The following is a 13,046-nucleotide window of genomic DNA, read 5'->3' on the forward strand; positions in this document are numbered from 1 at the left end:
ACAAAAAATCAATATGAAGCTAGATATTTTGGTATCCTAATTGTTTTAAGTGATTTCTATTTAATTTGAAAAAAATCATCATGTTGACTGTTTTTAAAGTTCTTATGGGAGATGAAAAGATGAAAAAGGGAGATATCTTTATAATCATTTTTGTACTTTTTATGTCAGTTATAAGTGTATTTAAAATGAGGACCATGTGGCAAAGCGATAGTGCATATGACTATGTCAATATTAATATAAATGGTGATGAATATAAAAGAGTCGTCCTCGGGAAGCCTCAAACTGTGGTGATTAATCGAGAAGGTAAATATAATGAAATAGAAATTAAAGCAAATGGTGTAGTTATGCGTGATGCAAATTGTGATAATAAGGATTGTCTACAACAGGGTGAAGTTAACTTGGACAACATAAATTCCCGAATCATGACTGGGTGGATTATTTGTCTTCCAAACAATGTATCTATTGAATTGGTGAATGGAGTAAAGAACTGAGAATACAAAGATAAATGGATTCGGGCTATTAATTGAACTTTCACTGATACTGGGAGTTGAACTGGGACTTTTTAATACTGTTTTACTGTTTGCTTAATACCGATTGAATATCTAAATTATTTTTGTATTATGAGTAGCATTTCTAAGAAATTATTAATAGTAATTCTATTGAGCAGCAAGAATGGTAGATTGCTAAAAATAGACTCAAGCTCTAGTTTATCTAGTTCTGAGTCTATTTTTATATAATAGGTTTATTTAAATTTTAAACTTACTTATATGTTCGTTTAAACTATCAGATAAATATGTGAGCTGCTCGCTAGACATTTTAATATCTTCAATGTTATGTAATTGATTCGTTAGGCTTGCGGATACTTCTTCGGTAGCTGCAGAGTTTTGTTGAGCAGTTGCAGATAGCCCTTCTAAAACCTGTAATATTTCATTTTTAATACTTGATACCGTAGAGCTTGATGCTTCTAACAAAGAAATTCTTGAAGTAATTTTATCTACCTCATTAGCTATAGAATTAAAATTAGTCATTGAAGCTTCAGCAGCTTGAGTTTGCTCTTGTAAAGATACTCCAGTTTCCTCCATAACTTTAAGTGAAAAATATGACTTCTGTTGCAATTCTTTTATTGTTGATTCAATTTCCTTGGTCGATTCCGCTGATTGTTCTGCTAGTTTTCTAATTTCTTCAGCTACGACAGCAAACCCCTTTCCATGATCTCCAGCTCTAGCAGCTTCAATACTGGCATTTAGGGCTAGAAGATTAGTTTGTGCAGAGATATTTGAAATTGTTTGGCTAGCAAAGCTAATTTTATCTGAAAATGTGCTTGTAGTAGAAACAGCTTCAAGTACCTTGTTAGAAGACTTATTTGTTTCTTGCATCTTTAGCTTCAAATCTTCAATTACTGATAAACCAGCATCTTTGATTTTTTTAATATTATTGATTTCATTTACTAGGTATGATAGTTGTTCTTGTTCGGTTTTAATTGCTTCTCCTAATTCTAAAGCTCTAGTTGCACCTCTCTCAGTTTCCATGGCCTGTTCTGATGCTCCACTAGAAATAGATTCAACAGCAAATGAAACTTCAGATATGGCATTTTTACTATTATTTAGAGAAGCTAAAAAGTTTCTTGATAGTTCTTCTATGTTATGAGATATATTGCCAGTACTATCTAGTTGTGTTTTTATTTGTTCAACTAATATACTAAGTTTATTAGCGACTTGTCCAATTTCGTCTGACGAATTTATTTCAATAGGCTTAATAGAAATGCTACCATCTTCGTTTTCAATAATTGAAGAAGATATTTTTTCTAATGGTGCTGATAAATTTTTACTTAGTAGCATAGCTACAACATAAGAAATAAGGGCTAGAACTAATAAAACTGATAATACTGTATAGATAACAGCATTAATATTTTTTTCAATTTCTACAGTTCTGTTATGCACTGTATTGTCTAAATGATCAACGTAATTACCAGTACTAACAACCCATTGCCAAGGAGTAAATAATTCTGAGTATGCACGCTTAACCGTTAGATTTCCTGTGCCTACATCTTGAGGTTTTTCCCATAGATATTCTGTAAATCCATTTTGATTAGGATCTTTGACAGCATTAATTATATTTTGAATAACAAAATTTCCATCAGGATCTTTAACTTCAAAGCGTGTTGTTCCTTCTTTGTCTGGAACCATAGGGTGGCCAATAAGAGTGTAATCTAAACTATCTATCCACATGTAACCTTCGGTGCCATACCTCATTGATTTAATTGTTTCTTTTGCTTGATATTTTGCTTCATCTTCAGAAAGCTCACCTGCTTGTTGTAAATTATAAAAATATTCTAAGATAGCAACACTTGATTGAACTTGAGATTTAATCATTTCATCATAATCAAGTAAAAGTGATGTTTTGTAGCTGTTGATAAAGTCCATTTTTAGTTTAGTAGTAGCCATCTGAGTTCCAAAAAAGCCTGCTACAACTAATATTGTAATAACAATAATAAAGTTTAGCGTAATTTTTCCTTTTAACGATTTCAAAAATAACACCCCTAACATTTTAGATTGATTAAAATAATAGCACATAGATTGTATACTTTATAGGTATTTATTGTTAAAATTGTGTATATTTATTTAATTGAACACCCCCAATTTAAGTTCTACTATCTCAAAATTAGCTATAATCACTTGATTAAACAAAAGTCTATACTCAGTAATATATAGATTAATATATTAATTTATATTAATTTATATTAATTTATATATATTATCATATATAACCATAAAGAAAGGTCACATTATGTCGAATAAAAGTATTTTTTATGCTTATATGTAAGATTATTTTTGCTTATATAAGTTAAACAAGGATATAATTAAATTAGATATTAGAAAAATTCAATAGGAGGTTCTTATGAAGAGTATATTATTGTTAATGGCAGATGGATTTGAGGAAATAGAAGGCATTACATGTATTGATGTATTAAGGCGGGGTGGCATTAATGTTGTTACGGCATCACTAGACAATCTTGATGTATGTGGTTCGCATAATATAATTGTTAAGGCAGACAAACCAATTAATGATATAGATATATCACAGTTTGACGGTGTAGTTTTACCAGGTGGAATGCCTGGTTCTGCTAATCTAAGAGATAATGAGAAGGTTATTAAAATTGTTAAAGAAATGAATGAGATGGGAGGGCTGATTGCCGCAATTTGTGCTGCACCTATTGTTTTGGAAAGAGCAGGGGTAATAGAAGGAAAAAATGCAACAAGTTATCCTGGATTTAATAATGAAATGGGTTCATGTACATATTTAGAGGATAGGGTGGTATTAGATAATAACATTCTTACAGCTAGAGGACCAGGTGTAGCAATGGAGTTTTCCTTTGCTATTGTTGAATATTTAATTAATATTAGTAAAGTAGACGAACTCAAAATTGGTATGATAGTATAATAAAAAAATATAAAAAAGGGATATGAAGAAAAGGATGCTTTAGCATCCTTTAACTATGTTTAAATATATATTTTATTAGCGTCCACCACCACGGCCTCCACCGCCACCAAAACCACCACCGCTCGAAAATCCTCCTCCAGAACCAGTACCGGATGAGCTTTTACTTATGGCTGTATTAATTGAATTATTGAGGTTTGTAGTTAGAGTACTAAAGCTATTTGTTAGGGAGTTGAATGAGCCTACAGATGTGCCCCTATAGTAGTACCAGCCATATCCAAAGTGATGATTTCCCTCCTGAAGGTTAGGGAATAGGATTTGGAGTTGTTTAATAACTTCTTTAGCAACACCTAGAGTAATAGCATAAACCATGTAATGCTCCCAAATTACTAGGGAAGGTAGTTCGTGTTTATTCATTTCCGAGAAATGTAATAAAAACCTTTTAAAAGCCATCCATCGTACAAAATCTTCCTCGCCCTTTTGACTTCTACGGTTCAAGGTTATTGCTACCAGAACTACAACAAAACTAGTTAAAATCAATGCTATACCACTAAAAATAGTTGATAGAACTATAACACTTCCTATACCTATGAAAAACATAAAAATACCAGTTATTACACCGATTATAGTCCCTTTACTAGTTCCATCATCGAAGAAATTATATGTTTTCCCTGTATATCCTAATCCATCAACCCAACTCTGCCAAAAACCTAGAAATCTTTTTGGCTTATTTTTTGCGTAGTTTTCTATATCATTAAAGGTTACGTGATTATAATCTTTAGATATTTCTTCAAAGATAAAATCCAAAGCTTTTTTTTCATGAGTTTGTAATGAATCTGATTTTTCAAGCCTGGTTATTTTAAAGTCTGATTCGCTTTTTTTAGAAAACAAAGATTTTTTTTCTAATGAATATTCATCTAGTCTAATATAACCTCTTAAAGCAAGATGGATAATTGTTGCTGTAAAGTCATCTGTATTAGGCTTACCCTTACGAAGAAGAACACCAAGTTCAGCAGGGGAGTAATCAGCAGGGAGTTCACGATAATATTCTCCATCAAAAGTAGTTAGATATGGTCTAGCATATTTGCGTCTAAGCCAAAAGCTTATAATGATTGTACCTAATAAAACAAACATAGCTAAAAAGATATCAACTCTTGATATAAACCTCTCTCTATTTGCTTGATTAGCCCAACGTTGTTCTTGCTCAAGGATTTCAGGGAGTGCATCTATACTAGTATATAATTTTGCATTATCAATTATTTCAGGTGTAAACGTTACTCTACCCTCTAAAAAAGCATTACTTGGAAGTTTATCTACTTGCCATAAAATCTCTCTATTATTTAAAATAGTTACCTCACCAGTTAATGGACCATGCCCCCAAGCTCTTAAGTCGTTACTGTTAGAATCTTCCGGCAGAGTTAAAAGCACTGTAACATTGTATTGAGGGTCATCCCATTCGCCAATAAACTTATAATATAGCTCACCTATGTCTTTATGTATTTTCGGTTGATTTTCTACTATATATTCAACTACAAATGTTCTAGTTTCGTTTAGGGCATCAATACTCCAATCAATATGCACTAAATTTAATTGATCTCTTACGAGATATGTACCAGGTGGGCCATAGGTGGTAGTAGGATTAAATTCGTAAGGAATACCATTTTCTAAAACTCTGATATCTTTAATATTAACCCCTTTATCCTTATCTACCTCTTGAAAGAAACCGTTATATTGGCCATTGAAAGTAATTTGACGTTCTTCTTGAATGACCATAGTTCCATCTTTTAAGATTTCAACATTAATATAAACTTTATCAATACTTAGAGAACGATTTGCATAAGCAATATTTGAAGAATAAATAAAAAGAAAAACGATTAATGAAAATAATCTAAATATTTTTTTACTGTTACTCATAATGGTTTTCCTTTCTTATTAAAACTCTACTTTTATGGATTTTCTTGCCTCTTTTTCATCTTCAAGATTAAAATATTCTAATTGATAAAAGTTGAACATGCCTGCTAGAATGCTATTTGGAAAAACTTTTACTTTCACATTGTATTTTTGAACTGTATCATTATAGAATTGACGTGAAAAAGCAATTTTGCTTTCGGTATTACTTAACTCTTGTTGTAATTCCTTAAAATTTGAGTCAGCCTTTAATTCAGGATAATTTTCAGCCACTGCAAAAAGAGTTTTAAGTGTGCCAGAAAGTTGATTTTCTGCAATAGATAAATCAGTTATAGATTGGGCACCCATAGCTGCGGTTCTTGCCTGTGTAATTTTTTCAAAAGTGCCCCTTTCATGGGTGGCATAGCCCTTTACTGTGTTAACAAGATTAGGGATTAAATCATATCGTCTTTTCAATTGAATTTCAACTTGAGACCAAGCATTATTTGTTCTCTCTTTGAGTACAACGAAACCGTTATATGTACTAATCAACCAAACTGCAACAAGAACAAGTAGAATAATAGGTATAAAAATCATAGTAAGTCCTCCTAAATAAATTTTTTCAAATAATTAATATGTAATTTTTGGGGTATATATACCCAATATCATTGTAGCATAATATTTGATAAATAAACAAAATTTTAAAAGACTGATGGAGGATATATATGAAAATGAAAATTGGAGTATTAACAGGTGGTGGGGATTGTCCAGGACTAAACGCGGTAATTAGAGCAATTACAAAATCATCTGTAAACCATGGACATGAAGTAATAGGTTTTAAAGATGGTTTTAAGGGATTGATTGAAAATAGATACATAAATCTAGATTATGATAGCGTATCAGGAATTTTGTCTAGAGGAGGTACAATTCTTGGAACAACAAACAGGGACAACCCATTTAACTTTAAGCAAAAAATAAATGGGGAAGAGAAATATTCGGATATGTCTAAGGTTATAATTGAAAACTGTGATTTTCATAAATTAGAATACTTAGTTGTTATTGGTGGAGATGGTTCTATGAGATTAGCATCTGAGCTATCTGCTAGAACCGGCATTAAAATTATTGGGGTACCAAAGACTATAGACAATGATATTGTTGGGACAGATATGACTTTTGGGTTTTCTAGTGCAGTTGATATTGCAACAGATGCTTTGGATAGGCTTCACAGTACAGCGGAATCTCATCATAGGGTAATGCTTCTAGAGGTAATGGGAAGAGATGCTGGTTGGATAGCTCTTCATGCAGGTATAGCTGGTGGTGCTGATATAATAATTATACCAGAAATTGAATATAGTCTAGAATCAATTGATAAAAAGATAAAAGACAGGATAAGTAGAGGAAAGACTTTCAGTTTAATAATTGTATCAGAAGGTGCAAAAACATTATCCGGTGAACAGATGATAAAAAGGGGCATAGGTGTAGACGTATTTAATATACCACGTCTAGGTGGCATTAGTAATTGGTTGGCTAGTGCTATAGAGGCTTATTCTGGTGTAGAAACTAGAGCAACTATTTTAGGTCATTTACAAAGGGGTGGATCACCAAATAGCTTTGATAGGGTTTTTGCTACCCAACTAGGAGCGAAAGCAGCTGAATTAATATTTGACCGTAAGGAAAATGAAATGGTTGTTATAAAAGATAATAAAATTGGTAGTATTTCTCTAAAAGATGTAAAAGGAACAAAGTTTGTAAGTTTAGATGATCCTTTAATTAAGACAAGTAGAGATATTGGGCTATCCTTTGGAGATGATTAGAAAAGAAGTCTACTATAAACTACTTATGTTAACTTAGACTTGAGAGTTGTAAAGTACAGTAGTTTAAACTAATAATTATTTTTAGTTTTCTGAACTCAAAATAACTAACATAAGGATAAAAAAGGCTATATTGATAGTTATAACTACAAGTATAGCCTTTTGTATTTTAAGGCTTGCGTATTTATACAATGAAGTGTACAGTTTTCTGCTTTCAGAGCAAGTATAATCAATAATGTAAGTTATTTAGAAAATTTAAAAAATATAGTTAGTAATTATAAATATTGGGTATTCATATAATAATCATTTTTATCGTGAAGCTACATAGCATAATTATAGGAGGTCATAATAATGCAAAAATTCAATTCATCTCAGACTATTGGAGAGATTGTAGCTATAATACCCGAGGCAGATAAATTATTTATGGAGTACGAAATAGATTCTTATATATATGAGTATATTACTTTAGGAGATGTAATTGAGCAGAAAAAACTTGATAAATGTGAAGTACTAGAAAAACTAAATAATATATACAACAAAGATTCTAAAAAATGCGATGCATTTAAATTCATGGAAATGTCACCATGCCAGATTGCAGATAATATTATAAATAATCATAATAATTCTATATGTTGTAAGCTCCATGAAGTTTGTAATTTGTTAAGTCATGCGTTGGAAACTAGTGGACCAGAACCAAATAATTTAATGAGTATTAATGATAAAATAATTAAATTACAAAATGCCCTGCAGCAGGCTATGGAGAAAGAACAAAAGCTGATAGGGACAAATATCAATAAATTCGATTGTATGCCCTGTTTTGAACATAGTTGTATGAGTGAGTTACTGAATGAAATTGAAATTGAAAATAACGTGGTAGATTATACGCTAAAGGATATCAAAGAGATTTCTAGGAATTGTAGAATACCTAAGAGTGAGTTCGCATCCTATTGGCAAATTGTTAAAATATTAGAGGAATTAAAAGATAGTATGGTCAAAAAAAGTAACAATATGAGTGATCTTTTTATTTAGAGTGTTTAATTTTGAAAACTGCAAGTAGCCTCCTTTATTGGAAAGGGCCTGGAGTAATGAAGTGAATTTCTCTTGGCTCTTTAATTCTTTACTTGTAATGTATAATATAATTAATTTCAGTTTATTTGGATATATATTTGTTAAATATAATAACGTATATTAAATAGAACTGATTAGAAGATATTGACTGGAATAAAATAATAGTCTATGGTTATAGATATAGATAATCATCTATATAACATATAAAAAGTTTAATTAAGATTAAAAAGGAGAGGTTTATATGAAGAAAATGATTATTTTTGAACCTGCAATGTGTTGTTCTACTGGGGTTTGTGGCCCATCTGTAGATGAAGAACTGTTAAGAGTTACGACAGTTATAAATAATTTAAAAAGTAATGGAATTATTGTTGAAAGATATAACTTAACTAGCAGCCCTCAAATGTTTATCGATAATAAATTAATTAATGAAATAATTAATAAAGAGGGTGTTGATGCTCTCCCAGTGACTGTAGTAGATGGTGAGGTTGTTAAAACAAAAGAGTATCCAACTGATCTAGAGTTTTGTGATTTTCTACATGTGACTGAGCATAATCTTATGCCAGCTAAAAAATCCTGTGAAGCATGCAGTTTAAAATGTGGGCATTAGGGTCTAGTAATAGATAAATGCCTTAAATTAATGAAGAATATTATTAGTTAAAATGGTAGGGTTAGAATGGTACTAGCCCTACCTAATATTTTTTTGTATTTAGATAGGCATTAAAATGATTTAAATATAAGTATACTATGCCTAAGTAAGAATCAAAGCTAAGTTGAGATTCAAAAAATATTTTACTATTTTTTGGTTATATTTTTATAAATATAGTTGCAAAATACAATTATTGCATAATATAATTATTGTAGGAGGTGATTAATGTTGAAAGATATAAAAGCTTATGAAAAACTTAGGGAAATAATAAGAATCTTTGAAAGAAATCTTGGAGCATTAAAGGCAAATGAAATTACTTGCTGTGGAATTACGATGGCTCAGTGTCATGCGTTAGTAGAGATTGGTAGAGCAGAGAATATTTCATTAAATGAATTAGCCAATATATTAGATTTAGATAATAGTACTATGAGTAGAACAGTAAATGGCCTAGTAGATAATGGGTATGCTAAAAGAGATATAAACCCTAAGGATAGAAGGTATGTCACTATTTCTTTAGAGGAAAAGGGCTATGGACTTTTTGAGGGGATTGAGAGTGAGATGAATGAATATTTTAAGAAGGTGTATGAAACTATACCAGAAAAGAAAAGGGATCAGGTCATTGAGAGTTTAGAAATTCTGTTGAAATCAATTAAAATAAATGATTGTTGTAAATAATAGGTTATTTTGAAAAGGGGGGTATAAATGTGGGAATTAGAAAGAAATAAAGATAAGTGCTGTTCTAATGAAAAAGAAATAGACAGTAGTTTAAGTTTTCAAAATCCAAATAGACACTGGATTGTCGGCGAAATTTATACACCAATTTGTAAAGTGTTGCAGGTTTCAACTAAGCTGACTATTTTTGACACAATTTACTCTTGGAAGGTTCGCTGGGGAATAAATAGGATGAATTACAAAGTTGATCCAGGTATATATTGTATTGGAAATCCAGATGACAAATCCCCAGTACTCGTTACTGCAAACTATAAGATGAGTTTTGATATGTTGAGAAAAGAATTAAGTGATAAAGATGCTTGGATATTAGTTTTGGACACAAAAGGAGTTAATGTATGGTGTGCTGCTGGTAAAGGAACTTTCGGAACCGATGAGCTTGTAAGTAAGATCAAAAGTACTAGGTTGTTAGAACTTGTTTCTCACAGAACTATAATTTTACCTCAACTAGGTGCACCTGGTATCTCCGCCCATGAAGTGTACAAAAGGACTGGTTTTAAGGTAATATACGGACCTGTCAGGGCTTCAGATATAAAAGAATTTTTAAAGAATAATCTGGTTGCAACGCCACAAATGAGGAAGGTTAATTTTAATATTTTTGATAGATTAATTTTAACTCCAATTGAGATAGTAAATTTAATAAAACCATCTATCTATATAATAAGTACGGCATTTTCTTTGAATTTACTCACTAATACTTTTTTTAGCATTGAACTTTTTTCTGTAATTGATTTGTGTGGATATATTGGGGCATTAACAATAGGATGTATAATAGTGCCACTTCTTTTACCCTGGATACCAGGGAAATCCTTTGCCTTTAAGGGTTGGTTATTAGGACTATCATGGGTATTGCTTTTATTAGCTGTAAACAATTCAATGATGGGTATACTAAGACAACTTAGCTATATGTTAATTTTCCCGTCCTTATCTGCATTTGTAGCCGTTAACTTTACAGGCTCATCAACCTACACATCCTTCTCTGGAGTAATGAAAGAAATGAAAATAGCTATACCATCAATTGCAATTAGTATGGTAGTAGGTATTTTCCTATTAATTTTAGGTAGTATAGTATAAAATAAGGATGGTGAAACTTGTGGAGCATAAATATTTAAAAAATGTTGTAACATTATCTTTAGATGTAAACCAATGTATAGGGTGTAATATGTGTATTAATGTTTGTCCTCATGAAGTATTTACTACTAGTGATAAGAAGGTCCAGATACATAATAAGGATAAATGTATGGAGTGTGGGGCTTGTGCAAAAAATTGTCCAGTAGCTGCAATTGATGTTAAATCTGGAGTTGGGTGTGCATATGCAATCATAGTTGGGAAGATAACAGGTAGAGAGCCGGATTGCGGTTGTAGTGATGAGATAGATTGTTGTTGATGAAAATTTGCAATAAAACTATTGACAAATATGATAAGTTTGGTAAATTATTATTAGCACTCTTATTCGCAGAGTGCTAATAAACTTAACGAAACGTTTCTATGGAAGGAGAATGGATATGATAAAAAAAGAATTTAAAGCTGAATCTAAACGATTATTAGATCTAATGATTAACTCTATTTATACTCACAAGGAAATATTTCTTAGAGAACTTATTTCTAATTCCAGTGACGCTATTGATAAAATGTATTATAGGGCATTAACAGATGAAAATATTACATTTAACAAAGATGATTATTACATAATGATTACAGCTGATAGAGATAATAGAACTTTATCAGTACTTGATACTGGAATAGGTATGACTAAAGAAGAGCTTGAGGAAAATTTAGGTGTTATTGCGAAAAGTGGTTCCTTCGCATTTAAAAAAGAAAACGAATTAAAAGATGGATTTGATATTATTGGGCAGTTTGGTGTTGGATTTTACTCAGCATTTATGGTAGCAGAATCTGTAACTGTAGTAACTAAAGCATTAGGTAGTGATCAAGCTTATAAATGGGAGTCTGAGGGGGCAGAGGGTTATACTGTTGAGCCTGTTGAAAAAGAGTCTGTCGGTACAGAAATAATATTAAAAATCAAAGAAAATACAGAAGATGAATTTTATGATGAGTTTTTAGAAGAGTATAGATTAGGCTCTATTATTAAAAAATACTCAGATTTTATCAGATACCCTATTAAAATGGAGGTAACTAAGAGAAAGCTTAAGGAAGGATCTAAGAATCAATATGATGAGATAAAAGAAATAAAAGTTATAAATAGCATGATTCCTATATGGCGTAAAAATAAAAATGAGCTAACTAAGGAAGACTATGAAAACTTTTACACAGAGAAGCATTATGGGTATGATAAACCATTATCCTATGTTCACATCAGTGCTGATGGGGCAGTTAGATATAACGCTATCCTATATATTCCAGAAAAAATGCCATTTGATTTTTATACTAAGGAATATGAAAAAGGTTTAGAGCTCTATTCTAATGGAGTACTAATTATGGATAAATGCGGTGAGCTAGTTCCAGATTATTTTAGCTTTGTAAAAGGAATGGTGGACTCTGAGGATTTATCATTAAATATTTCTAGAGAGCTACTTCAACATGATAGACAACTAAAAATAATTGCTAAGAGAATAAAAGAAAAAATAAAAAGTGAATTAATTTTCCTTCAAAAAGAGGAAAGAGAAAAGTATGAAGAGTTTTATAAAAGTTTTGGAAGACAGCTAAAATATGGGGTTTATACAGATTTTGGGCAACATAAAGAAACTCTTCAAGATTTATTAATGTTCTACTCTTCAAAAGAAAAGAAAATGGTAACTTTAGATGAATACGTAGAAAGAATGAAAGAAGATCAAAAATACATTTATTATGCCTCTGGAGATTCTATTGAAAGAATAGATAAAATGCCTCAAACTGAATTTTTAAATGAGGAAGGCTATGAAATATTATATTTTACTGATGATGTAGATGAATTTGCAATAAACATATTAATGAATTATAAAGAGAAGGAATTTAAGTCAGTTTCAAGTGGAGACCTAGGCATTGAAAGTAAAGACAAGGAAGAAAATGAAGGAAATGAAAATAAAGAAGTATTTGAATATATGAAAGAACTTTTATCTGAAAAGATAAAAGACGTAAGACCTTCAAAAAGATTAAAAAATCACCCTGTATGTCTAGCTAGTGAAGGTGAAATCTCTATTGAAATGGAAAAGGTTTTACGTGCAATGCCAACAGGCCAGGAAGTAAAGGCTGAAAAAATATTAGAAATTAATGTTAATCACGAAGTGTTCAAGGCTTTACAGGATGCTTTTATAAATGATAAAGAAAAGCTAAAGGTATATACAACTGTACTATATAATCAAGCACTTTTAATTGAAGGTTTACCAATAAATGATCCAGTTGAATTTACAAATAATATTTGCAAATTAATGTCATAAGGTTAGTTAAAAACCACTATTGAATTTACTAAAGTTTAATAGTGGTTTTTTATTTTTTAATAGTTTTTCTTATTTCAAGAAGGATTTAAT

General features: G+C 30.9%; 12 protein-coding genes. 9 read left to right on the plus strand and 3 right to left on the minus strand.

What is annotated here, in order from left to right; genetic code table 11:
* Nucleotides 1–119 precede the first annotated feature (119 nt).
* Entirely contained in the window at nt 120–491 is a 372-nt protein-coding gene (locus tag HZR23_RS12615) for a NusG domain II-containing protein (RefSeq protein ID WP_165913654.1), read from the plus strand.
* Between the two features lie 255 nt (nt 492–746).
* On the opposite strand, the gene HZR23_RS12620 is transcribed toward HZR23_RS12615, so the two are convergent.
* Nucleotides 747–2,528: a methyl-accepting chemotaxis protein gene (locus HZR23_RS12620; protein WP_165913653.1), complete on the minus strand. Its 1,782-nt coding sequence runs from the start codon at nt 2,526–2,528 to the stop codon at nt 747–749.
* Between the two features lie 370 nt (nt 2,529–2,898).
* Here HZR23_RS12620 and HZR23_RS12625 point away from each other — a divergent pair, with 370 nt between their 5' ends.
* Complete coding sequence (locus tag HZR23_RS12625) at nt 2,899–3,441, plus strand: DJ-1 family glyoxalase III (protein WP_132848066.1); 543 nt, start codon at nt 2,899–2,901, stop codon at nt 3,439–3,441.
* 75 nt (nt 3,442–3,516) lie between these two features.
* Here HZR23_RS12625 and HZR23_RS12630 read toward each other — a convergent pair whose 3' ends face one another.
* The gene (locus HZR23_RS12630; RefSeq protein ID WP_132848065.1) at nt 3,517–5,352 is read right to left on the minus strand and encodes a DUF2207 domain-containing protein; all 1,836 of its coding nucleotides are present in this window, start codon (nt 5,350–5,352) and stop codon (nt 3,517–3,519) included.
* Between the two features lie 18 nt (nt 5,353–5,370).
* Nucleotides 5,371–5,922, minus strand: a complete 552-nt coding sequence (locus HZR23_RS12635) for a LemA family protein (protein ID WP_132848064.1) — start codon at nt 5,920–5,922, stop codon at nt 5,371–5,373.
* A 128-nt stretch (nt 5,923–6,050) separates the two neighbouring features.
* Between HZR23_RS12635 and HZR23_RS12640 the strand changes: the two genes are divergently transcribed.
* From HZR23_RS12640 to htpG, 7 genes are all read left to right on the plus strand, one after another.
* Nucleotides 6,051–7,139 carry a 6-phosphofructokinase gene (locus tag HZR23_RS12640; protein ID WP_132848063.1) on the plus strand — a complete coding sequence of 363 codons (1,089 nt, stop codon included), beginning with the start codon at nt 6,051–6,053 and terminating at the stop codon, nt 7,137–7,139.
* A gap of 348 nt (nt 7,140–7,487) precedes the next feature.
* Nucleotides 7,488–8,165: a hypothetical protein gene (locus HZR23_RS12645; protein WP_132848062.1), complete on the plus strand. Its 678-nt coding sequence runs from the start codon at nt 7,488–7,490 to the stop codon at nt 8,163–8,165.
* A 280-nt stretch (nt 8,166–8,445) separates the two neighbouring features.
* Nucleotides 8,446–8,811, plus strand: a complete 366-nt coding sequence (gene arsD / locus HZR23_RS12650; protein ID WP_132848061.1) for an arsenite efflux transporter metallochaperone ArsD — start codon at nt 8,446–8,448, stop codon at nt 8,809–8,811.
* A 264-nt stretch (nt 8,812–9,075) separates the two neighbouring features.
* Nucleotides 9,076–9,525: a MarR family winged helix-turn-helix transcriptional regulator gene (locus tag HZR23_RS12655; protein ID WP_132848060.1), complete on the plus strand. Its 450-nt coding sequence runs from the start codon at nt 9,076–9,078 to the stop codon at nt 9,523–9,525.
* A gap of 27 nt (nt 9,526–9,552) precedes the next feature.
* Nucleotides 9,553–10,653: a mercury methylation corrinoid protein HgcA gene (gene hgcA, locus HZR23_RS12660; protein ID WP_132848059.1), complete on the plus strand. Its 1,101-nt coding sequence runs from the start codon at nt 9,553–9,555 to the stop codon at nt 10,651–10,653.
* A 19-nt stretch (nt 10,654–10,672) separates the two neighbouring features.
* Entirely contained in the window at nt 10,673–10,966 is a 294-nt protein-coding gene (gene hgcB / locus HZR23_RS12665) for a mercury methylation ferredoxin HgcB (RefSeq protein ID WP_132848058.1), read from the plus strand.
* Between the two features lie 118 nt (nt 10,967–11,084).
* Nucleotides 11,085–12,956, plus strand: a complete 1,872-nt coding sequence (gene htpG, locus HZR23_RS12670; protein WP_132848057.1) for a molecular chaperone HtpG — start codon at nt 11,085–11,087, stop codon at nt 12,954–12,956.
* The last annotated feature ends 90 nt before the right edge of the window (nt 12,957–13,046 follow it).

The sequence above is a fragment of the Serpentinicella alkaliphila genome, from assembly GCF_018141405.1.
GTDB classification, from domain to species: Bacteria; Bacillota; Clostridia; order Peptostreptococcales; family Natronincolaceae; genus Serpentinicella; species Serpentinicella alkaliphila.